17 protein-coding genes are annotated in these 22,611 nt (G+C 76.4%); 3 read left to right on the top strand and 14 right to left on the bottom strand.

Translation table 11 applies throughout. The features are described 5' to 3' along the window. Positions 1-72: 72 nt before the first annotated feature. The 7 genes from HCJ94_RS25925 to recN all read right to left on the bottom strand — a co-directional run bounded on the left by HCJ94_RS25925 (position 73) and on the right by recN (position 10,356). Positions 73-2,457 carry a hypothetical protein gene (locus HCJ94_RS25925; RefSeq protein WP_168003660.1) on the bottom strand — a complete coding sequence of 795 codons (2,385 nt, stop codon included), beginning with the start codon at positions 2,455-2,457 and terminating at the stop codon, positions 73-75. Further along, positions 2,457-3,623 carry a glycosyltransferase family 4 protein gene (locus HCJ94_RS25920; protein WP_168003659.1) on the bottom strand — a complete coding sequence of 389 codons (1,167 nt, stop codon included), beginning with the start codon at positions 3,621-3,623 and terminating at the stop codon, positions 2,457-2,459. The genes HCJ94_RS25925 and HCJ94_RS25920 overlap by 1 nt, the downstream gene beginning before the upstream one ends. After that, the gene (murJ, locus tag HCJ94_RS25915) at positions 3,620-5,323 is read right to left on the bottom strand and encodes a murein biosynthesis integral membrane protein MurJ (RefSeq protein ID WP_168003658.1); all 1,704 of its coding nucleotides are present in this window, start codon (positions 5,321-5,323) and stop codon (positions 3,620-3,622) included. The genes HCJ94_RS25920 and murJ overlap by 4 nt, the downstream gene beginning before the upstream one ends. A gap of 1 nt (position 5,324) precedes the next feature. Beyond that, positions 5,325-6,191, bottom strand: a complete 867-nt coding sequence (locus tag HCJ94_RS25910) for a hypothetical protein (protein ID WP_168003657.1) — start codon at positions 6,189-6,191, stop codon at positions 5,325-5,327. A 135-nt stretch (positions 6,192-6,326) separates the two neighbouring features. Then, positions 6,327-7,268 (bottom strand): copper transporter, encoded by a 942-nt coding sequence (locus HCJ94_RS25905; protein WP_168003656.1) that lies wholly within the window; start codon positions 7,266-7,268, stop codon positions 6,327-6,329. Between the two features lie 30 nt (positions 7,269-7,298). Continuing rightward, a complete protein-coding gene (gene steA, locus HCJ94_RS25900) occupies positions 7,299-8,477 on the bottom strand; it encodes a putative cytokinetic ring protein SteA (RefSeq protein WP_168003655.1) in 1,179 nt (392 codons plus the stop codon). Between the two features lie 121 nt (positions 8,478-8,598). Next, positions 8,599-10,356: a DNA repair protein RecN gene (recN, locus tag HCJ94_RS25895; protein ID WP_168003654.1), complete on the bottom strand. Its 1,758-nt coding sequence runs from the start codon at positions 10,354-10,356 to the stop codon at positions 8,599-8,601. A 90-nt stretch (positions 10,357-10,446) separates the two neighbouring features. Here recN and HCJ94_RS25890 point away from each other — a divergent pair, with 90 nt between their 5' ends. Continuing rightward, positions 10,447-11,430 (top strand): helix-turn-helix domain-containing protein, encoded by a 984-nt coding sequence (locus HCJ94_RS25890; RefSeq protein ID WP_168003653.1) that lies wholly within the window; start codon positions 10,447-10,449, stop codon positions 11,428-11,430. A gap of 175 nt (positions 11,431-11,605) precedes the next feature. On the opposite strand, the gene HCJ94_RS25885 is transcribed toward HCJ94_RS25890, so the two are convergent. From HCJ94_RS25885 to HCJ94_RS25865, 5 genes are all read right to left on the bottom strand, one after another. Beyond that, positions 11,606-15,337 carry a S8 family serine peptidase gene (locus tag HCJ94_RS25885; RefSeq protein ID WP_168003652.1) on the bottom strand — a complete coding sequence of 1,244 codons (3,732 nt, stop codon included), beginning with the start codon at positions 15,335-15,337 and terminating at the stop codon, positions 11,606-11,608. A gap of 238 nt (positions 15,338-15,575) precedes the next feature. Beyond that, entirely contained in the window at positions 15,576-16,460 is an 885-nt protein-coding gene (locus tag HCJ94_RS25880; RefSeq protein ID WP_168003651.1) for an NAD kinase, read from the bottom strand. 67 nt (positions 16,461-16,527) lie between these two features. Further along, the gene (locus tag HCJ94_RS25875) at positions 16,528-17,385 is read right to left on the bottom strand and encodes a TlyA family RNA methyltransferase (protein ID WP_168003650.1); all 858 of its coding nucleotides are present in this window, start codon (positions 17,383-17,385) and stop codon (positions 16,528-16,530) included. A gap of 18 nt (positions 17,386-17,403) precedes the next feature. After that, positions 17,404-17,727 carry a hypothetical protein gene (locus tag HCJ94_RS25870; protein WP_168003647.1) on the bottom strand — a complete coding sequence of 108 codons (324 nt, stop codon included), beginning with the start codon at positions 17,725-17,727 and terminating at the stop codon, positions 17,404-17,406. Positions 17,728-17,764: 37 nt separating this feature from the next. After that, positions 17,765-18,424, bottom strand: a complete 660-nt coding sequence (locus tag HCJ94_RS25865) for a phasin family protein (protein WP_168003649.1) — start codon at positions 18,422-18,424, stop codon at positions 17,765-17,767. A gap of 113 nt (positions 18,425-18,537) precedes the next feature. Between HCJ94_RS25865 and HCJ94_RS25860 the strand changes: the two genes are divergently transcribed. Further along, positions 18,538-18,876 carry an SCP2 sterol-binding domain-containing protein gene (locus tag HCJ94_RS25860; protein WP_168003677.1) on the top strand — a complete coding sequence of 113 codons (339 nt, stop codon included), beginning with the start codon at positions 18,538-18,540 and terminating at the stop codon, positions 18,874-18,876. A 20-nt stretch (positions 18,877-18,896) separates the two neighbouring features. Here the strand turns inward: HCJ94_RS25860 and HCJ94_RS25855 are convergent, their stop codons facing one another. Both HCJ94_RS25855 and HCJ94_RS25850 read right to left on the bottom strand, forming a co-directional pair. Further along, positions 18,897-19,913, bottom strand: coding sequence for an HAD-IIA family hydrolase (locus tag HCJ94_RS25855; RefSeq protein ID WP_168003648.1), 1,017 nt, complete (start codon positions 19,911-19,913; stop codon positions 18,897-18,899). Beyond that, on the bottom strand, positions 19,910-20,908 hold the full coding sequence (locus tag HCJ94_RS25850; RefSeq protein WP_309227432.1) for a tetratricopeptide repeat protein: 999 nt from the start codon (positions 20,906-20,908) through the stop codon (positions 19,910-19,912). The genes HCJ94_RS25855 and HCJ94_RS25850 overlap by 4 nt, the downstream gene beginning before the upstream one ends. Here HCJ94_RS25850 and HCJ94_RS25845 point away from each other — a divergent pair. After that, on the top strand, positions 20,852-22,522 hold the full coding sequence (locus tag HCJ94_RS25845) for a hypothetical protein (protein WP_168003646.1): 1,671 nt from the start codon (positions 20,852-20,854) through the stop codon (positions 22,520-22,522). The genes HCJ94_RS25850 and HCJ94_RS25845 overlap by 57 nt on opposite strands. Positions 22,523-22,611 lie beyond the last annotated feature (89 nt).

Genomic DNA, 22,611 nt, shown 5'->3' with positions numbered 1-22,611 from the left:
TTCCACGGTAACACCTCGCCGGCCCCCGGGCCCGGGCGCACCCGCGTCGGAGCGCCGGGTGTCGCGCGCCGGTCAGCCGGTCGTGACCTCGCTCGATGTCCGGGCGGTCGGGATCCGCCCCCCGCTGTCCGGGGCGGCACCGGCCGACCCGTCCCCTCCTGAGCCCCCGGGGGCCGGGCCCGTACCGGCCGCGTCCCCGGCGTTCCCGCCGCCGGCGTCCGGGGCCCGCGTCGGGCGACCGGCCGCCGGGCCGCCACCGGTGGGCGCGCCGTCCCGCCGCGGAGCGCCGCCTCCCCGACCGTCGCCGGGGTCGGCCGGGCGGGAGCCGCCCCCGGCCGGACCGCCGTCGCGGGTGGTCTCCGGCCTCGTGCGGTCGGTGGAGTGGTCGAGCACGCGCAGCGAGGCCAGCGCCGCCATCGGCACCACCAGCGCGGCGGCCGCACCGGCGACGTCGAGCGCGGAGCCGCCCAGCACCCCGCCGATCACCGCCGCCACCGCGGTGCCGGTCATCGCCGCCCGCACCGCCGGATAGATGCCGAAGAGCCGCATCAGGCCACCCCACGGCTGCATCAGGGCGAACCAGACCAGGAGGGCACCGGCCACGGCGAGCACCGTCAGCGGGCTGTCGACCAGCGTCTCGACGTTGGCGGTGCTGGACCGGTGGACGGTCAGCCCGCCGGTGCCGTCGCCGATCGCGGCGACGAACCGGCCGAGGCTGCCCCGCTCGGCGACCGGGCGGCGCGCGTCCACGACGGCGACGCCGATCGTCAGGGCCAGCCCGGCCATCGTCGCCCAGGCGAGCCGGCTCAGCGTCAACCAGCCGCCGGCGCTGATCGCCGCGGCGACGCTCACCCCGGCGGTCAGCGCGACCGCGCCGATCGAGTCCGCCCCGAGGTACGGGCTGCCGACCAGCACCACGGCGGCGCCACCGACCGCCACCATCACCATCGGCCGCCAGGACCGGCGGACCCGCTGGGCGAGCCAGCCGGCGGTGAGCAGCGCCCCGGCCAGCAGCACGCCGAGCCCCACCGTGCCCAGGCCGGCGTACCGGCCGCCCTCCAGAGCCGAGTAGCCCACCACCGCGTTGAGCTGGAGACGGGCGCCGGTCAGCACGTCCGCGCCGACGGTGAGCGTGGCGAGACCGGCGACCGCGCCCAGCGGGCCGAGGGTGCTCGCGTACCCGGGTAGCGACCGCACCAGCACCGTCGCCGCGACCACCAGCGAGACGGTGGCGGCGGCGAACCACACCCCGGCGTGGTCGCCGCGCCACCACGGCACCACGTCGGCCAGCAGCGCCGCGGGCACGGCGAGAGCGGCGGCGACGAGCAGCAGTTCCACCGTCGCCACGACCCGCCGGGACACCGGCTCCGGGCCGTACGGGCCGGCGTGCCGGCGGGCCCGGCGCAGCAGCGGCAGGACCGCCACCGCGAGCACCACCTGGGCGGCGGCGAGGAGACCGAAGAACCAGCCGGCGACCTCCCGCTGGGCGCCGGCCTCCCGGTCGGCGTCCGCCGGGCCGGCGATCGCGGCGGCGAGGTCGGCGGGCCGGCCGTCCAGCGGTTCGGCGGGCCGGCCGAGGAACGGCCGCTCGGGCAGCGGCCGGCCCAGCGCGGTCAACGCGGTCGGGGCGAGGTCGACCAGTTGCAGGTACCCCTCCCGGGCGGTGGTCGGGGAGGTCAGCCAGCCGCGTTCCCAGCCCGGGCCGTGCGCGACGGCGACGTGCAGCCGGGACGGCGCCTCGGTGTCGGACACCCCGGCGACGATCACCAGGGAGCGGGGTGGGCGGGCGGCCAGCACCCGGGCGAGCCGCGTGTCGGCCGCGCGGGCCGCCGCGGCCCGGGCCGCCGGGTCGTCGCCGGCGACCGTGCCGAGGTCGACGATGCTGAGCACGCACGAGCGCAGCAGGCCGGACGGGTCGGCCGGCAGCTCCGGGGCGTACCGGTCCACCCGCCCGAACGGCCGTGCCGCGGCCACCGCCGCGCCCGGGCCGACCGCCACCGAACAGCGCACCGACTCCGACAGGGAGCCGGGGACCGCGCCCCACGGCAGCCGCTCCTGGTTGTGCAGGACCACGCTCTCCTGGTCGGGCAGGTTCGCGCCGATCCCGTCCGGCCGCTCCACCGTGACGTCGGTGGCGGGGCAGGTGCCGGCCGGCCGGCTGGCGGGCCACGCCGCGAAGCTGCCGGCCCCCAGAGTCAGCCAGCCGTCCACCGGGCAGGTCGGCCGGTGCGCCGAACGCACCGACAGCGCGCCGATCGAACCGTCGCGGGCCATCCGCCACAGGGTCGGCGTGGTCTCCGGGTCGACGTCGTCCCAGCGCAGCCCGGCCACCCCGACCAGAACCACGTAGTCGGCGGTGCGCTCCGGTGTGCGGTTGGCCGGGCGGGCGGCCAGCGCGGTGACACCGAGCGCCACGACGAGGAGGGTCAGCAGGACCGGGGCGAGTCGGCGCAGCATCACCGGCGTCCCGTCGACCGGGTGCCGGTGTCGGGGGCCGTCGGGCCGGCCGCGTCCAAGGTCAGCTCGGCGTAGAGCGCGGTGAGCTGGGCGAGGGTGTCCGCCTCGGTGGGCCAGGTCGCCGTGCGGGCGGCACCCCGACGGCCCAGCTCGGCCCGGCGGGGAGGGTCGTCCAGCAGGCCGCGCACGGCGTCGTCGACCGCGTCGACGTCGCCCGGCGGCACCAGCACGGCGGCGTCGCCGACCAGCGCCGGCAGGCCGCCGACCGCGGTCGCCACCAGCGGTACGCCGGCCCGCATCGCCTCCTGCGCGAACAGCTGCCGGGCCTCCCAGTCGCTGGTCACCAGGGCGAGGTCGGCCCCGGCGAGCAGGTCGGCCACGTCGGTGCGGTGCCCGAGCAGGGTGACCGGCGCCCGGGCGGCGGAGATCCGGGCGGCCAGCGGCAGGTAGGCGGGGCCGCTGCCGGCGATCACCACGACCGGCGCCGGCGTCCGCGTACGCCACCGCGCCGCGGCGTCCACCAGCACGTCGTACCGCTTCTGCGGGTGCAGTCGACCGACCGAGACGATCAGCGGCTGGTCACGGCCGACGCCGAACTCGGCGCGGACCGCCTCGCGGCGCCGCCGCGGCGGGGGCAGCGTCGGCGCGGCCACCGGCGCGAGCCGGGCGTCCGGCGCGCCCAGCCCGGTGGCGCGCTCGACCAGGTCGGCGGAGGCGCCGAGGCTGACCCGGGCGCCCCGGGCGACGATCCGCTCGACCAGTCGCGACACGCTGCCGCGCAGCCCGCCGGCGAGCACGGCGTTGTGCCAGGTGACCACCAGCGGAACCGCGGGTCGGGCGAGGACGGCCACCAGCCCGGCGCGCAGCCCGTGGGCGTGCAGCACGTCGACCGGCTCGGTGGCGAGGGCCCGGCGCAGCGCGGCCACCGCGCGCGCGTCCGCGGGCGTGGGGCTGGCCGGGATCTCCACCGCCTGGAAGCGGGCGCCGACCCCGGTGAAGCCGAACTGCTCCTCGGTCGCGGCGGGGCCGCAGACCAGCACGGAGGCGCCGGCGGCGGTGAGGCCGGCGGCCAGCGAACGGACGTGCTGCCCGACGCCACCGGTGCTGGAGGCGAGCAGCAGGGCGACCGTGCCGTGCCAGCCGGCGCGTGAGGTCGGTTCCGTCACCGGGACACCGTCTCCTTCCCGTCGCCCCGCTCCGGGGGGACCCCGTCCTCCCGCGTGCCGCCGTCCGGGGCGTCGGTCGTCCCCCGGCGGGCTCGCCCGAGGCGCCGCAGCACCCCAGCGAGCAGCGGTCGTACGTCCGGCCGGTCGAGCGTCCAGGCCACCGCGAGGAACACGGCGCCGACCAGGACACCGGACAGCATGCCCTGTACGAGTGCCGCCGGTGCGCCCGGGGTGCCGTCGCCGGCCGCCGCGAGCCACCGCGACGCCGCCCATCCGGCGAGGGCGGCCAGCACCGCCGCGAGCAGTCCGGCGCCGGCGGCCCGGGCGGCCCCGGCGAGCGCGGCGGCACCGGCCGCCCGCCGGAGCGCGACGACCAGCAGGACGCCGAGCACCAGCATCCCCACCGAGTTGCCCAGCGTGACCGCCGGCACCCGGTCGCGCAGCGGCAGCGCGGCGGCCAGCAGGAGCACGGCGACGGGCACGACGAGGAACCCGGCCGCGATGGCGCGGGTGGCCGCCCGCGTCCCGCCGCGGGCGTAGAGGGCGCGGCTCAGCAGGGCGAAGAGCGCGTACCCGACCAGACCGGGCGCGAAGCCGGCGATCGCGGCGGCGGCGGTGCCGGCCGCGGGGCCGTCGAAGAAGAAGTGACCCACCGGGACGGCCGTGCCCACCAGGGCGGCGGCACCCAGGAGGCTGAACAGCAGCACGCCCCGCACGGCCGGCGCCAGGGTCGCCCGGTACGCCTCCTCGTCCCCCGCGGCGTGGGCGGCGGCCAGGTTCGGGTACGCGGCCACCGCGAGCGGCACCGCCAGCACGGCCCACGGCAGCAGGTAGACGGTCTGCGCGAGGTTGAAGACGCCGACGTCGGCGGTCGCGCCGTAGGCCACCTGGTTCAGGCTCACCACCAGCGCCACCTGCTGCGCCGTGACGGTCACCGCGCCGGCCACGGCGAGCCCGCCGACCCGGGCGCGGGCCCCGGCGGGGAACCGGAACCCGGGCAGCGGCGTGACCCCGAGCCGGCGGAACGGAATCAGCAGGGACAGGGACAGCACCACCACCCCGGCGGTGGTGCCCGCCGACAGGAGCAGTTCCCCGCCGCGGCTGACGTCCGCCACACCGGCCAGCCGCCCCTCGGCGAGGGTGAAGCCCAGGTACACCGCGATGACGGTGACGCTGGACAGCAGCGGCGCGATCACCGGCCACGCGAACCGGCGGTGCGCCTGGAGCACCCCGGTGAGGACGATGCCGACGCCGTACAGCGGCAGCTGCGGGGCGAACACCCGCAGCATCCGCTCGCCGCTGGCCTGCTGGGCGACGCTGAGGCCGGCGCCCTGCAGTTCCACGATCGGACCGGCCAGCAGCGCCACCACCAGCGCGAGCGGCACGAGCAGGGCGAGGGTCCAGGTGAGCAGCGCGCCCGTGGTGCGGGCCACGGTGGCCCGGTCCCCCGCCGCCACCGGCCCGGCCAGCAGCGGCACGACCAGGCTGGCCAGGGCACCGCCGGCGACGATCTCGAAGATCACGTTGGGGACGGCGTTGGCCACCACGTACGTGCCGCCGAGGTCCGTGGGGGCGAGGGTAAAGGTGAAGACGGCGGTGCGGCCGAAGCCGGCGAGCCGGCTCACCACGGTGAGGACGGCGATCAGCGCGGCCGCCCCGGCGACGCGGCCGGCGCCGGCGAGGGGTGCCGGAGTCGTCACGTCAGTCGGCGCGACGGCCCAGCGCGTCCAGCTCGCGCAGCCCGGGGGTACGCTGGATGACCTGGGTGAAGCTGACCTTCTCGCTGGCCGCGGTGAGCCCGGCGAGGACGGCGAGCAGCCCGGCCCGGCCGACGGGGCCGGTGCGGGCGGCGAGCGTGACGCCCAGCAGCGCACCCAGCGCGTTGGCGCCGCTGTCGCCGAGCATCACGTCCTCGCCCAGGTCGGCGGGGAGCAGGCCGGCGGCGGCGCCGACCGCGCCGGCGGCGATCCCGCCCTGCGGCCCGCGCAGCAGCGGGGTGCCGACCAGCAGCCCGGACTTCAGTGCCCGGCCCGGCCGCAGGTCGAGCAGGTTGAGCAGGTTGGCGGTGCCGGCGATCACGCCCGCGCCGAGCAGCACGTCGACGCCGCGTCCCACCGCGCCCTGCCGCTGCCGCCGGCGGTGCCGGGCGACGGTCGGGTCGGCGGCGAGCAGCGCGGCGGCACCGAGCCCGGCCGCCCCCACGCCGACGATCTTGACCAGCCCGGCGGTGACCCGCCCCTCGCGCAGCGCGGCGAGGTGCCCGGCGAAGCCCTTGGCGGCCTTCTGCTCGGGCCGCGCGCCGACCACGTCGTCGTAGAGGCCGACCGCGCCGGCGCCCAGCCCGGCGACCAGGGCCGCCCCGCCCGCCGCGCCACCGGACGCGCCGAACGCACCGGCCGCGGCGGCACCGGCGGCGAGCGCCGGGCCGGCGGCCAGGGTCACCGTACGGCCGCGGAAGTTCGTCCGCTCCAGCGCCGGGCCGGCCGGGGAGGTGCGCACCTCGCGCAGCGCGTACCGGGCGACGGCCGCACCGGCACCGGCGACGAGGATCCGACCGAGCAGCCTCACGCCGTCACCCCGCTCCGCTCGGCGACGGCGCGGGACGCCCGCCTGCTGTGCCTGACGGTTCGCTCGGCACGCTCGCTCACACCGCCCCCTCTCGACGCGGGATGGACGGACCGGACACCGGGGTGGATGCGTCGCTCACTGGGGCAGTCTAGGCAGCAGGGAGGTGGCGCTGTCGCCGACGCCGTACTGCCCGGCCTTCTTCTCGGTGAGCTGCTGCACCAGCGTGAGCGCGGTGACCAGCTGGCCCTGGACGGTGTTCGCGTTGTCGACCGTCGAGATCGACTCGGCCAGCACGGCGTCGCCCCGGACGAACGCCACGAGGTTGCCCCCCGCCGAGCCGTTGCCGGCGACGACGATCGCGCCGGTCCGGTCGAACTGCTCGGCGACCTTGACGACCGACTCGTCCTTCTTGGCGGAGTCCTTGTCGACGTACGGCTGGCCGCTGACCACGACGACCGCCTCGGCGGAGGCGGTGACCCGCTCGGAGGTGGTGAGGTAGTTCGCGTTCGTGTACGCGGCCAGCACGGCCCGCCGGTCGGCCTCGCTGACCGGCGTCCCGCCGGGCGCCCGGTCGAGCAGCACGGTGGCCAGCAGGGCGCTGGAGGTCTCCACACCGTGCCCGTTGGGGGGCAGGTTCGCCGTCGCCGCGCTGGTCGGGCGGGCCGCCGCGACCGCCAGCTCCAGCAGGTCGTTGTTGTTGTCCGGGTTGATGAACTTGTCCTGTAGGTCGACCCGGCCGACCACGTCCGCCCCGCCGAGCTGGAGCATCTTGATCACGCCCTCGGTGTGGTCGCGCCCGGTGGGCAGGCTGAGCACCAGCACCCGCTTGCCGGCCAGCTTGCCCGGCAGGACCACCCCGGCGATCTCGGCCGCGAAGTCCTCCTCGCGGGCGAGCTCCTCCTCAAGGTTGTTGACCGCCTGCCGCATCTGCTGGTTGTCCTTGCGCAGGGCGTTGACGTTCTCCTTCAGGGAGTCGGCAACCGGCCCGTTGAGCGCGGCGGTGCCGACCACCAGGCCGATCGCGAGCGCCAGGAAGACCGCGGTCAGGGACACCACGTGGTACCGGAAGTTGATCACACCTGCAGCCTCTAGGTCGGTGGAGCGGCGTCAGAAGAGCCGTTCCAGCTGGAACACAAAATTGTTCCACCACTCGGAGACCACGCCCAGGTACGCCTTGCCGACGGTGGAGACCGCCACGGCCGAGGCCATCGCGGCGATCGCGGAGAGCACCAGCAGCAGCAGGGAGGACCCCGAGATGCTCTGCCGGTAGAGCCGGCTCACGCCCTTGGCGTCGACCAGCTTGCCGCCGACCTTCAGACGGGTGAGGAACGTCGACGCCATGCCGCCCCGACCCTTGTCCAGGAACTCGACGAGCGTGGCGTGCGTGCCGACGGCCACCAGCAGCGAGGCGCCCTTCTCGTCGGCGAGCAGCATCGCCAGGTCCTCGCTGGTGGCGGCGGCCGGGAACGTGACCGCCGGCACACCGAGGCCGTTGACCCGGGCCAGCCCCGGCGCCCGCCCGTCCGGGTACGCGTGCACGATCACCTCGGCGCCGCAGCGCAGCACGTCGTCGGTGACCGAGTCCATGTCGCCGATGATCATGTCCGGCGTGTAGCCGGCCTCGACCAGGGCGTCCGCCCCGCCGTCCACGCCGATGAGCACCGGCTTGAACTCCCGGATGTACGGGCGCAGCACGTCCAGGTCGGCCTTGTAGTCGTAGCCGCGGACCACGATGAGGCAGTGCCGCCCCTGGATCTCGGTGCGGATGTCCGGCACGCCGACGCCGTCGAGGAGCAGGTCCCGCTCCTGCTTCAGGTAGTCCATGGTGTTGGCGGCGAATGCCTCCAACTGGACCGAGAGCCCCTCGCGGGCGTCGGCCATAGCCTTCGCCACGGTCTCCGCGTCCTGGCGGGCGCCGTGGGCCACCGGCTCCTCGCCGACGTAGACGGTGTTGCCCTCGATCCGGACGGTGTCGCCCTCGCGGATCTGCTCGAAGACGCACTCCCCCAGGTCGTCCAGGAGCGGGATGCCGGCGCTGATCAACACCTCCGGCCCCAGGTTGGGGTAGCGGCCGGACACCGACGGCTTCGCGTTGAGCACGGCGGCGACACCGACCGCGACGAGCGAGTCGGCGGCCACCCGGTCCAGGTCGACGTGGTCGATGACCGCGATGTCGCCGGGCCGGAGCCGGCCGACCAGGCGTTTGGTCCGGCGGTCGAGGCGCGCGGTGCCGACGATCCGGCCCGGCTCCGCGGGTCGGGTCCGGCGCAACGTGGGTAGACGCATCGTGACCATCCTGGCATGTGAGGCAGGCATCTCCGGCGCGACATGCCTGAGCAGGGCCGCCTGTCCAGGGAAGCACACTACGGCGCGGGCTGGTGTGCCCGTGGTCACAATCCGCTCCGCGCTACCCCCGCCGCTCCCGCGCCGCCACGGCCAGCAGCTCCTCCGCGTGCGCGATACCCAGATCCGAATCGGGCAAACCCGCGAGCATCCGAGCGAGCTCGCGTGCACGCTCCGTGTCCTCCACGACGCGGACCCCGCTGGTGGTGACCGCGCCGCCGGTGTCCTTCGCCACCACCAGGTGCCGGTCGGCGAACGCGGCGACCTGCGGCAGGTGGGTGACCACCAGCACCTGGTGGCTGCGGGCCAGCCGGGCCAGCCGCCGGCCGATCTCGACCGCCGCCCGGCCACCCACCCCGGCGTCCACCTCGTCGAAGACCAGCGTCGGCGGCCCGCCCGAGCCGGCGAAGACCACCTCGATGGCGAGCATCACCCGGGACAGCTCACCGCCGGAGGCGCCCCGCTGCAACGGCAGCGACGGCGCGCCCGGGTGGGCCAGCAACCGCAGCTCCACCTCGTCACCGCCGTCCGGCCCGACGCCGACCTCGACCCCGTTGACCGGCAGGCTCGGCTCGGACCGCCCGGCCGCGCGGGGCAGCACCCCCACCTCGACGCGCGCGTGCGGCATAGCCAGCCCGGCCAGCTCCTCGGTGACCTGCGCGGCGAAGCGCGTCGCCGCCTCCTGCCGCGACGCCGACACCCGGCCCGCCAGGTCGGCGACCTCGCCCGCCAGCCGGGACGCCTCCCGGTCCAGCTCGTCGAGCAGCTCGTCGGAGGTGTCCAGGTCGGACAGTCGCGTCCGCGCCCGCTCCGCCCAGGCGATCACCCCGTCGACGTCGTCGGCGTACTTGCGGGTGAGCGCGCGCAGCGCCGCCCGCCGCTCGTAGACCGCCTGCAACCGGGCCGGGTCGGCGTCCAGCCCGGCAAGGTACGCCGACAGCTCGGCGGCGACGTCCGCGACCAGGGTCGCCGCCTCCTCCAGGCGCGCTGCCAGCTCCCCGAGCGCGGGGTCGGTGCCGGTCTGCGCCTCCAGCGTGCGCCGCGCGGTGCCGAGCAGGGTGGTCGCGTCCGGGGTGTCGTCGGCGGCCTCCACGCCCCCGGCCACGCACTGCTGGGCGAGCTGCGCGGCCGTGCGCAGCCCCTCGGCGTGCTCCAGCCGCTGCGCCTCCGCCTTCAGCTCGTCGTCCTCCCCCGGCTGCGGGTCGACCCGGGTGATCTCGTCCAGCCCGAGGCGCAGCAGGTCGGCCTCCTGGTTGCGCTCGCGCGCGTTGCGCCGCCGGTCGGCCAGGTCGTCGACCACCGACCGCCACCGTGCGTACACCTCACGCAGCGCGTCGAGCAGCTTCTCGTGCTCCGCGCCGGCGAACCGGTCGAGCGCGGCACGCTGCTCGCCCGGGCGCAACAGCCGGAGCTGGTCGGACTGGCCGTGCACGGCGAGCACCTGCTCGCCCACCTCGGCGAGCATCGACACCGGCATGCTCCGGCCACCCAGGTGGGCGCGGGAGCGCCCCTCCACCGTGACCGTGCGGCTGAGCAGCACCGACCCGTCCTCGTCCGGCTCGCCGCCGGCGTCGGTGATCCGGGCGTGCACCGTGTCGGCGACCTTGCCGGACAGCCGCAGCCGGCCCTCGACCACCGCGCGGCCCGGTTCGGCCCGGACCCGGCCGGCGTCGGCCCGCCCGCCGAAGAGCAGCCCGAGACCGGTCACCACCATCGTCTTGCCCGCGCCGGTCTCGCCGGTGATGACGTTCATGCCGCCGGTCAGCGGCAGCGTCGTGTCCTCGATGACGCCCAGTCCGGTGATGCGCAGCTCTTCCAGCACAGCACCCGACAGTAGACGCGGGCCCCGACAGTTGACCAGCCGGCGACTCCGCGTCGTGGCCCGGCGGGCGGGGTCGTACAGTTCTGCCCCGTGCTGGACGTGATCGGTCTGACCCCGGACGAGGAGCAGGTCTACCGCTGCCTCGTCCAGCTCACCGCCGCCCGGGTCGAGGAACTGGTCGAACGGCTGCGCCGGCCGCGCGCCGAGGTGCTCGCGCGGCTCGACGCGCTGCGGGACAAGGGTCTGGTCCTGCCGACCGGGCCGGAGCCGGACGCGCCCCTGCGGCCGCTGGCGCCGGACGTCCCGCTCGGCGAGGCGCTGCTGCGCCGGCAGGAGGCCCTGGAGGCGGCCCGCGCCGCGGTCACCCAACTGACCGAGGAGTACCGGGCCGGGATGCGGCGGCACGACGCCGACCATCTGGTGGAGGTGGTCACCGGCGCCCGGGTGCTGCGCGAGCGGCTGCGGGACGCGCAGAACGCCGCCCGGGTCGAGGTGCTCTGGTTCTGCCGGGCGAACCCCATCGCGATGCCGGGCCACGAGAACGTCGAGGAGTTCGACGCCCTCGCCCGCGGCGTCCGCTACCGGGCCATCTACGAGCGGGAGATGCTCCTCGAGCCGGGCGCGCTGGAGGACGTCGAGCGGGGCGTACGCGCCGGGGAGAACGCCCGCGTCCTCGACCGGCTCCCGGTCCGGCTGGCCATCGTGGACGGACGGACGGCGATCTGCCCACTCGTGCCGGAGCGCGGCGACGGCGAGCCCACCGCCGCGGTGATCGGCCGCAGCCAACTGCTCGACGCGCTGCTCGCCCTCTTCGAGAGCCACTGGCTGATGGCGACGCCGCTGCGCTCGTCCACCCCGGCGCCGCACCCGGGCGCGGACGGCTACCGGCCGGACGCCGAGGAGGCCCGGCTGCTGTCGCTCTTCGTGGCCGGCGTGCCGGACAAGTCCATCGCCTCGCAGCTCGGGGTGAGCCGACGCACCGTGCAGCGGCGCCTGGGCGACCTGATGACCGTGGCCGGGGTCGACACCCGGCCCGGCCTGGCCTACCAGGCCGCCCGCCGCGGCTGGCTCTGACCCGGCCGGCGCCCGCCACCGGCCGCGCCGCCGTCGACACCGCCACCCGAAGGCGGTGCCGACGGCGGCTCCGGCCGCGGCCCGGCCCGGTTGCCCACCACTCCTCACGGGCAACCGGACGGGCCGCCGGGGACGTCCGCGCGGTCAGGGGGGGTCGACCCGCGCGGACGCCGGCTCAGCGCAGGCCGTACGCGTCGATCACGGTCTGGTCGACGACGTTGCCGGCGCGGTCGGCGGCGTGCACCCGCAGCGACACCGCCCCCGTGCCGGCGGGCACCTGCGCGGTGTACCCGGTGCCCGAGCCGCGCACCGGCACCGACCGCCACGTCGCGCCGGAGTCGAACGACACCTCCATCCGCAGGCTGGTGCCCTTCGGAGCCGGTACGCCGGCCGGCTGGCGCAGCGTCAGCCCGAGCTGGTGCCCGCGCCCACCGGAGACCTCGCCACGCAGATCGGCCGGGACCTGGTAGTCGACCTGGAGCAGCGACAGCGGCTGCGCCCCGTCACCCGCCGGGCGGGCCGAGGTGAACTCCCAGGCCGTCTCGGTCCGGGTCGCCCACCGCCACTCCTCCGAGGAGCGCTGCGTGGTCACGTCGAGCCGGTAGCGGGCCGGTGCCGCGGTGGTCGACACGGGCTCCCAGCCGCCGGAGAGGTCGGCGATCGGCCGCCCGTCCCGGCTCAGCCGGCGCTCGACGGTGTCCTGCTCCTCGCCGAACCCGGCCGGGCTGTAGTGACCGTCGGCGTCGACGAACTCGGCCACCCGCAGGTCGAGGGTGTCCCCGCTACGCGTGGGCACCGGCAACCCGCCACCGGCCGGCACCGCCGGGCGCACCACCGGAGCGTGCCAGGTCTCGGTGATCCGGTCGTCGGCGGCGTACCGCCGGGGCTGCTGGATCGCGCCCCCGGTCAGCCGGCCCCAGGACCAGGGGAGCCGGTGCAGCACCCGCTGCTGCCACCAGTTGTCCCCGGCGCTGACGAACTCCTGCCGCGTGGTGCCGGTACGCACCAACCGCTTTTCGTCCATCCAGGAGTACTCCTGCCACGGCCGCCAGCCGAACCGCTGCTCGCCGGCCCAGTCGAACCCGCCGGTGTCGGCGTAGCGGGCGGTCACCTCGGCGGTGTTGTCCGCGGTCACCCGGTGCACGATGCGATCCGGAACCCGCCCCTTCGACACCTGCCACACGTCATACAGGTAGGGGCTGTTCGGGGTCAGCGTCAGGTCCAGCGTCACGCGTCCGGCCTTCGCCGCCGCGATCATCCGCTGCCCGTCGTCGTACGCGACCACCATCGACGGGATCGGCAGGCGGTCCCCGTCGGGAGCCCAGACCGTCCACGCGCTCCAATTCGCCGGCCGGACGATGAGCACCATCGCGGCGCCGGCCGCGGCGGCGTCGGCGACCAGCTGGTCCTCCGCAACGTGTTCGGGGTCGCCGGCGACCAGCGCCGCCGCACCTCGGACCCCGGCCCGGGACAGCTCGGCGGGGGTGCCGTCGCCCGCCCACACCAGCGGCAGCTTCCGCCGGCCGTCGGGAGCCGGCGACTGGTGCAGCAGGTTGATGTCCAGCGGACCGGCGACGTTGCTGACCTCGGCGTCCACCAGGGGGGCGACCAGCTGCCAGCGGGAGGAGAACTCGAACTCGCCCTGGCTCACCTGCCGGGTCGGCGTGACGTTCACCTGCTGGATCGTGCTGAACGTCATCACGCCGTGGTCGACCTGCCGGCCGTTACCGAAGATCCGGTGCTCGTAGAAGCTGATCACCGCCCGCTGCTCGGTCGGCTTCGGCGTCTCGATCCGCACCGGGGTGCCCTTCCGCGGGTCGAGCACCACGGTCAGGTCCCGGTCGACCATCAGCTCCGGGTCGGTGACCAGCGTGATCTGCTCGTCCAGCGGAGCGCCGTGCTCAATCAGCCCCTCGAGCAGGTACGGGCCCTCCTCGACCTGCACCTGCACCTCGCCGGGGATCCAGCCGAGCTGGTCCGACTCGCGGTTCTCGCCGAAGAGCGTGAACACCGTCACGACGCCGGGCTGCCCGGCCATGTCCAGCGCGCGCAGGGTGACAGTGTGGATGGGGCCGCTGAGGGTCAGCCCGACGGCCGTACGCACCGCGACACCGTCCGCGCCGGTGGCTACCAGCCACCCTCCGTGCACTCCCCGGTCCAGCTTCGCCGGGTCGGCGCGCAGCGGGACGTTCACGCTGCCGCCGGCCGGCACGGTCACCTCCGTGCCGTCGAGCGACACCCCGTCCGGCTCGATCACGCCGCGGTCCAGGTTGCGGAGCTCCAGGGCCAGCCGCAGGGTCTGCGGGGACGATGTGCCGTTGGTGTACGTCACGGTCCGCTCCGCCACCGCACCGCCGGTGTTGACCCGGCCGAAGTCGGCGGTGGCCGATCCGTACACCCGCTGGCTCAGCGCGCGGGGCACGTCGACCCGACCGCCGCCCTGCTCGAAGACCGTCAGCGCCGGGTTCGCCTTCGTCGTGCTGACCAGCGCGTCCTTGAGCGTGCCGGCGGTCCAGTCGGGGTGTTCCTGGGCGAGGATCGCGGCCGCGCCGGCGATGTGCGGGGTCGCCATCGAGGTGCCGGACGCCCGCGTGTACGCGTCGTCCACCGGCGTCCCCATGGCGGTGCCGGTGGCCCGGGCGGCGACGATGCCGACGCCCGGCGCGGTGATCTCCGGCTTCACGCCGTTGTCGCCCAGCCGCGGGCCCCGGCTGGAGAACTCGGCCAGATTGTCGTCGCGGTCCACCGCGCCGACGGTGAGCGCCGCGCCGGCCGCGCCCGGCGATCCGACGGTTTGCGCCGCGCCGGAGTTGCCGGCGGCGATCACGAAGAGCGTGCCGGTCTCGGCGGTGAGATCGTTGACCGCCTGGCTCATCGGGTCGGTGCCGTCGGTCGCGGAGCCGCCGAGGCTCATGTTGACGACCTTCGCGCCGGAGCGGGCGGCCCACTCCATGCCCGCGATGATCCCCGAGGCGTAGCCGCTGCCGCCGTCGCCGAGGACCTTGCCGACCAGCAGGCGGGCGCCGGGGGCGACACCCTTGCGCAGGCCGTCCGAGGCGGCGCCGCTGCCGGCGATGGTGGCGGCGACGTGGGTGCCGTGACCGTGCCCGTCCCGGGGGCTGCCGCTGCCGGAGAAGTCCTGCGCGTCGGCGATCCGGCCGGCCAGATCGGGGTGAGTGGCGTCGACGCCGGTGTCGAGCACCGCCACCGTGACGCCGCTGCCGTCCCGACCGGCCGCCCAGGCCGCCGGGGCGCCGATCTGTGGCACGCTGTGCTCCAGCGCCGGGCGGACCCGCTCGTCCAGCCAGACACGGGCGATCCCGCCGCCGAGCCGGGGCGTGCCGGCGGCGGTCCGGGCCTCCGGCGTGCCGCGCAGCGTGGTCCACAGGCCGCCGAGGTCGCCCTTGCCGACGCGCAGCGCGGCGCCGTTGATGCTCTCCAGCGGCCGGGCGTCGGTGGCACCGGTGAGGGGCCGGACCCGGCCGGCGGCGTTCTCCTGGTAGCGCACGATCAGCGGCAGGGCGCCCTGCGCCGCGTCGCCGTACCCGTCGGCGACCAGTTCCTGCACGTCGAACAGGTTGGGGTCGACGGCACCGGCGGAGACGTACGGCACGACGTCGCTCGGGAGCACCCGCAGCCCACCGTCGGCCTCGACGGTGTGGAAGGTGATCCGGTCGCGACCGGGGCCGGGGCGGACGGTGGCGGCGACCCGGCCGGGTGCGGCCGGGACGAGGTCCACCTGGTCGCCGGTGATGAGGGTGATGCGGGCGGGGGTGGTGCCCGGGGTGGACGTGCCCGGGCTCGGTCCGGTGGGCCGGGCGGGCGGGTCGGCGGACGCCGGTACGGCGAGGCCGACCACCAGCGCCCCGGCCGCGCAGGCGGTGAGCCAGCGTGGGGGCCAGTGCATGCGATGCGCTCCTCTACTCCAGGGGCCGGTCTCCGGGAGATCGACCGCTCGGAGTCTGCGACGGAGCGCGTGGGGTGGTCACTAGGTACGGCACGCCGCACCGGCGACATGTCGCCAGGTGGACATCCGTTCGTTGCCGGCCGGACCACCGGATGTCCGGCGGGTCACCACCGGATGCGCCACCCGGTGCGAAGGTGCGAATCCGCGACGGTGGCCGGCAGGAGCCCGGGAGGGGGCGTCAGCGGCGGCTGCCCCGCCAGCCGTGCACCGGCAGGTCGAACTTGGCCACCAGCCGGTCGGTGAACGGCCGGGCCTTCAGCCGCACGATCCGCACGGGCAGGCCGCCCCGCCGCACCGTCACCCGGGCGCCCGGCGGCAGGTCGTAGACCCGCCGGCCGTCGCAGCACAGCACCGCCAGGGTGGTGAACGGGTCGACGGTGATCGAGAACGTCGAGGTGGGCGCGGTGACCAGCGGCCGGCTGAACAGCGCGTGCGCGCTGATCGGCACCAGCAGCAGCGCCTCCACCTCCGGCCAGACCACCGGGCCGCCGCCGGAGAACGCGTACGCCGTGGAGCCCGTGGGCGTGGCGCAGACGACGCCGTCGCAGCCGTACCGGGACAGTGGCCGCCCGTCGACGTCGACGAGGAGTTCGAGCATCTGGGCCCGCTCGCCCTTCTCGACGCTGACCTCGTTGAGCGCCCAGGACTCGATCGTCGGGCCGCCGTCGAACTCGGCGGTCACGTCCAGGGTGAGCCGCTCGTCCACGGTGTAGTTGCGGCCGACGACGTCCCGGACCGCGGAGTCGAGGTCGTCGATCTCGGCCTCGGCGAGGAAACCGACCTTGCCCAGGTTGATGCCGAGCAGCGGCACCTTCGCCGGCCGGGCCAGCTCGGCCGCCCGCAGGAAGGTGCCGTCGCCGCCGAGCGCGAAGACGATCTCGGCGCCCTCGGCGGCCTCCGGGCCGGTCACCGGCACCACCCCGGGCAGGTCCAGGTCGTCGGCCTCCTCGGCGACGACCCGGACGACGAAGCCGGCCGCGATCAGGTCGGCGGCGACCGCCCGGGCGTGCTCGGTGCTGCGCCGGCGCCCGGTGTGCGTCACCAGCAGCGCGGTCCGGCTCACCGCGCCGGCCGTCCCGTCGGCACCGCGCGGTCGGCAGTCCCACGCGCCCCGGGGCTCGCCAGCTCGCTCACCCGGCCACCTCCTCCGTCGCCGTGTCCGGCAGGTCGCCGGACGCCGGGCCCCCCGGCCCGGCCGTCACCACGGCACGCACCCGCTCCGGATCGGCGGCGGGCGCATCCCGGCGTAACCATACGAAGAACTCGACGTTGCCGCTCGGCCCCGGCAGTGGACTGGCGCACACGTCGGCGAGGCCGAGACCGAGGTCGGCCGCCGCGGCGGCCACGTCCAGCACCGCTTCGACCCGAAGCTCCGGCTCGCGCACCACGCCACCGGCGCCGACCCGCTCCTTGCCCACCTCGAACTGCGGCTTGACCATCAGCGCGAGGTCTCCGTCGGGCCGGGTGCAGGCGGCGAGCGCCGGCAGCACCAGCCGCAGGGAGATGAAGGACAGGTCGGCGACGGTCAGGTCGACCGGCCCGCCGATCGCCTCCGGGATCAGCGTACGGACGTTGGTGCGCTCGAACACGTGGACCCGGTCGTCGGTACGCAGCGACCAGGCGAGCTGCCCGTAGCCGACGTCGACGGCGACCACCTCGGCCGCCCCCGCGCGCAGCAGCACGTCGGTGAAGCCGCCCGTGGATGCGCCCGCGTCGAGACAGCGCCGGCCGGCCACGGTCAGCCCGCCGGGGCCGAACGCCGCCAGCGCACCGGCCAGCTTGTGCCCGCCCCGGGAGACGTACTCCGAGGTCGGATCCGCGCCGGTGACCACCAGCGGGTCGGCGGGGTCGACCATCGCGGCGGCCTTGCGGGCCGGCACCCCGCGCAGCTGGACCCGGCCGGCCTCCACCAGCGCGGCGGCCTGCTCGCGCGAGCGGGCCAGGCCGCGGCGGACGAGTTCGGCGTCCAGCCGTGTACGACGTGCCATGGGTGGTTCTCCGGCTCCTCAGGACTGGTCGATGCTGGCGAGGGTCTCCCGCAGCGTCTCGTAGGCCGCCTCGTACTGCGCGATCTGGTCGGCCGGCGGGAGCCCGGCGGCGTTGACCATCGCCTGCACGGCGGCGTCGACGGCCGGGTGCCGTACCTCCTCGTCGTCGCCGACCTGAACGGCGTCCGGGCGCGGCCCGGGCCGGTGTCCGGCGGGCGGTCCGGGCCGCGGGCCCGGCTGCGGTCCGCCGGGCCCGCCGGGCCGGACATGCTGCGGTACGCCGGGCGGCGGCGGGCCGGGGCGGGCGCCGGGCGGCGGACCGGGGCGGCCCGGGGCGGTCACGACCGGCTCCCGGCGCGGCGGGTGACGGGGCTGCCGGTCACGCCGCACCGCCCGGCTGCTGCTTGCGCGGCGCCTTCTTCGCCGGCCGCGGGGCGGGTGACTCCTCGGTGAGCGCGAGGTCGGTCGGCGGCCGGGTGGACACGACCTTCTTCGCGACCGCCTTCTTCACGACCGCCTTCTTCGCCACGGCCTTCTTCGCCACGGCCTTCTTCGCGGGGGCGGGCGCCGCGGCGGCGTCCCCGGGCGTCGTGACGGGCGCGGCGGCCGAGGGCGGCGTGGCAGGCTCGGCGGCGCCGGGACCGGGCCATTCCTCGGTCGGTTCCCCGGCGCCGGGCGCGACCGGGCCCGGACCGCCGACGGCGGCGCCCGTCCCGGCGGCCGTGGCGACCGGGGTGGTGCGGGCCTCACGGAGCTGCCGTTCCAGCTCGTGCACCCGGCGGGTCAGCTCGGCCACCTCGTCGGCGGTGGCGAGCCCGACGGCCCCGAGCGCCCGGTCCACCTCGAACCGGACGAGCTTGGTCAACGCCTCCCGGTTGGCCGCGCTGGTCGACATCAGCTCCTCGGCGAGCGCCTGGAGCTGGGTGGCCGTCGCGCCGCCCGTGCCGACGAGCCGGCGGACCGCCTCCTGTGCCTTCTTCCGGGGCGCCTCCGTCAGGCCCATGGCCAGCTCGAGGTAGGCGCGCCACGCGTCCTGCATGCCTGAGTCCTTCCGCGGGGCGGGGGTGTGCGGTCCTCACGCTACCGGGCCCGGCGGAACCCACCGTGCGGTACGGTGCCGGGGAGTGCGTGGCGAGCCGTGAGGGGGCGATGGTGGCCAGCGTGGACGAGTGCCGGCAGGCGTTGCGGGATCTCGCCGCCCGGCTGGACCGCAACGCCGAGGCGGTGCGGGAACGTGTCGACCTGGACCGCACGCTCGCCTGCCGGATCACCGACCTGGACACCGCGTTCCACGGCCGGCTCGTCGACGGCCGCCTGGTGGACCTCGCCGACGGCGACGACCCGAAGGCCAAGATCGCGATGAGCACCGCCAGCGACGACCTGCTCGCCCTCGTCCGCGGCGAGCTGGACGTCACCCGCGCGGTGGCGTCCCGGCGGGTCTCGATCAAGGCGAACCCGTTCGACCTGATGAAGCTGCGCAAGCTGCTCTGACCGCGGGCGACCGCGCCGGGTCAGTCGGCGAGCAGATCGAGCGCCGCGAACGCCAGCTCGGCCTCGGGCGAGGCGGCCCGCACCGACACCGGTTCCGCCACCGACCACGCCGCCGCGCAGAGCGCCGGCAGCGCGTCCAGCGGGCGTCCCGCCCCGGACAGCTCCACCCGCCCGTCGCGCAGCGCCGCCGACCAGCCGGCGGCCTCCGCCGGGCCGGGCACCCGCACGACGGCCGCCGGGTCGAAGAGGCCCGCCAGGTTCTCCGACACGTACGTCGGCCGCTGCTCGGGCACGGCGGCCAGCAGCTCCGCCACGCCGCTGACGCCGGTGAGTACGAGCAGGCTGTCCAGTCCGGCCCGGACGGCGCCCTCGATGTCGGTGTCCAGCCGGTCGCCGACGACGAGCGTGCGGCCGGCACCGGCGTGCCGGGCGGCCGTGGCGAACAGTTCCGGCGACGGCTTGCCCACGACGACGTCCGGGTCGCGGTTGAGCGCCGTCCGCAGGGCGGCCACCAGGGCGCCGTTGCCGGGCAACGGGCCACGACCGCTGGGCAGGGTCCGGTCGGTGTTGGTGGCGATCCAGGCGGCGCCGGCTCGGATCGCCACCGCCGCCTCGGCGAGGTCGCTCCAGCCGACCTGCGGCCCGTACCCCTGGACGACCGCGACCGGCGACTCCTCGGCCCGCGTGACCGGGGTGAGCCCGACGGCGCGGACCTCGGCGCGCAGCGCCTCCGCGCCGACCACCAGGACCGGCGCCTCCGCCGGGTACCGGTCGCCGAGCAGCTCCGCGGCGGCGGCCGCGGACGTCAGGACCTCCTCCGGCCGGGCCGCGACGCCCATGCCGGTGAGCAGGTCGGCGACCTCACTCGATCGGCGGGAGGCGTTGTTCGTGGCGTACGCGACCGCACGCCCCTCGGCGTGCAGCCGGCCGACCGCCTCCACCGCGCCGGGGATCGGCCGGTCGATCAGGTAGATCACTCCGTCCAGGTCGAAGACGACCAGGCGGTACCCGTCGACCAGCCGCCGCCCGTCCGTCATCGCCCGTCGGCGCCCGGCTCGTCGCTGCGGGCCGCGTCGACGTCGGTCGCGCCGGCGTCCTGCGCGCCCCCGAGGCGGCGGGCCTCGGCGTCGGTGAGCTCGTCCTCGGCCAGGTCGTCCGCCACGGCACCGGCGTCCGGCACGGCCGCGCCCTCGACGTCGGCGTCGCGGTCGTCGAGATCGGCGTCGGCGTCGGCGTCGGCGTCGTCAGCGGCGAGACGCTCGTCCGCGTCCGCGTCCGCGTCCGCGTCCGCGTCGGCCGGCTCGGCGTCGCGGGCGTGGCCCGCGCCGGTGAGGTCGGCGTCCGGCTCCGCCGGGACCGCGCCCGGCGCACCGGGGCCGGTGGCGAAGTCGTCAGCCTCGTCCTCGTCGCCCTCGATCACCACGCCGTCGAGCTCCAGCAGGCGCTCCGCCGCGTCGGTCTCGCCGTCGGTGTCGACCTCCGCCGCGCGGGAGAACCATTCGCGGGCCTCCTCGCGACGGCCGACCGCGAGCAGCGCGTCGGCGTACGCGTACCGCAGCCGGGCCGTCCACGGCTCGGCCGCGTCACTCGTCAGCTCCGGCACCTGGAGCATCGCCACCGCCGCGTCCTTCTGGCCCAGGTCACCGCGTGCCCCGGCGGCCACGATCAGCAGCTCGATCGCGACGGCCTGGTCCAGCTTGGTCCGGTCCGCGCCCCGGAACAGGTCGATCGCCCGCTCCGGACGGCCCAGGGCCCGCTCGCAGTCCGCGAGGACGGCGAGGTGGCTCTGGAGGCCGGTCATCCGGTGGTACGTCCGCAGCTCGGCCACCGCCGTCTGCCACTCCCCCGCGTGGTACGCGGCCAGCCCGACCGCCTCCCGGACCGCGGCGATACGCGAGGCGAGCCGGCGGGCCGCGAGGGCGTGCGCCAGCGCCTCGGCCGGGTCCTCGTCGATCAGCTGACCGGTGGCGACCAGGTGCCGGGCGACCTTCTCCGCCACACCCTTGGCCAGGGAGAGCAGTTCCGCCCGCACGTCCTTGTCCAGGTCGGTCGCGACGATCTCGTCGGGCAGCTCGGGCGCGGCCGGAGCCTCGGCCTCGCGCTCCCGGCGTTCATCCCGGAAACCGCCCTCGCGGCGCTCGCCGCCACGGAAGCCCTCACGCTCACCGCCACGGAAGCCACCCTCACGGCGCTCGCCGCCACGGAAGCCCTCACGGCGCTCACCGCCACGGAAACCGCCCTCACGGCGCTCACCGCCGCCCTCGCGGCGCTCGCCGCCACGGAAGCCCTCACGGCGCTCACCGCCACGGAAACCGCCCTCACGGCGCTCACCGCCGCCCTCGCGGCGCTCGCCGCCACGGAAGCCACCTTCGCGGCGCTCGCCACCGCGGAAGCCCTCACGCTCACCGCCACGGAAGCCACCTTCACGGCGCTCACCGCCACGGAAGCCACCCTCGCGACGCTCGCCGCCACGGAAGCCCTCACGGCGCTCACCGCCACGGAAGCCACCCTCGCGGCGCTCGCCACCGCGGAAGCCCTCACGGTCACCGCCACGGAAACCACCCTCACGGCGCTCGCCACCGCGGAAACCCTCGCGACGCTCGCCGCCCCGGAAGCCGCCCTCACGGTCACCCCGGAAGCCACCTTCGCGACGCTCACCGCCGCGGAAGCCGCCTTCGCGGCGCTCGCCGCCACGGAAGCCCTCACGGTCACCGCCGCGGAAGCCACCTTCGCGGCGCTCACCGCCACGGAAGCCCTCACGCTCACCGCCACGGAAGCCACCCTCGCGGCGCTCGCCGCCCCGGAAGCCGCCCTCACGGTCACCCCGGAAGCCACCTTCGCGACGCTCACCGCCACGGAAGCCCTCACGCTCACCGCCACGGAAGCCACCCTCGCGGCGCTCGCCGCCCCGGAAGCCGCCCTCACGGTCACCCCGGAAGCCACCTTCGCGACGCTCACCGCCGCGGAAGCCGCCCTCGCGGCGCTCGCCGCCACGGAAGCCCTCACGCTCACCGCCGCGGAAGCCACCCTCGCGGCGCTCACCGCCACGGAAGCCCTCACGGTCACCGCCGCGGAAGCCGCCCTCGCGGCGCTCACCGCCACGGAAGCCCTCACGCTCACCGCCGCGGAAGCCACCCTCGCGGCGCTCACCGCCACGGAAGCCCTCACGCTCACCGCCGCGGAAGCCACCCTCGCGGCGCTCACCGCCACGGAAGCCCTCACGCTCACCGCCACGGAAGCCACCTTCACGGCGCTCACCGCCACGGAAGCCCTCACGCTCACCGCCACGGAAGCCACCTTCACGGCGCTCACCGCCACGGAAGCCGCCCTCACGGTCACCGCCACGGAAGCCACCGTCCCGGGGGCCGGACCGGTAGCCCTCCTCGCGACGGAAGCCCTGGTCGGGACCGCGGAATCCCTCGCGGTCGCGACCACGGTCGCCGCCTTCGCGGCGGTCGCCGCCACGGAAACCCTCACGGTCCCGGAAGCCGCCCTGCCGCTCGCCGTCGCGGGGCCGGACGTCGCGCCGGCGGTCGCCACCGCGGTCGTCCCGGTACGACGGTCGGTCGTCACGGCGCGGGGCGCCGTCGCGGCCGGCCGGACGGTCTTCGTTTCGACGCGGGCGGTCCTCGCCGTGCGGTCCTGAGCTCACAGGTTCATCCTTCCTGATTGCGCCACCTGGGGCGCCACGCAGTCGAGGGCCGACCCGGATGGGGCGGCCCTCGACTGGAAGAT

Source organism: Micromonospora thermarum (genome assembly GCF_012034245.1).
In the GTDB taxonomy this organism is placed as follows: domain Bacteria; phylum Actinomycetota; class Actinomycetes; order Mycobacteriales; family Micromonosporaceae; genus Micromonospora; species Micromonospora thermarum.
This window is presented reverse-complemented; position numbering and strand designations above follow the sequence as displayed.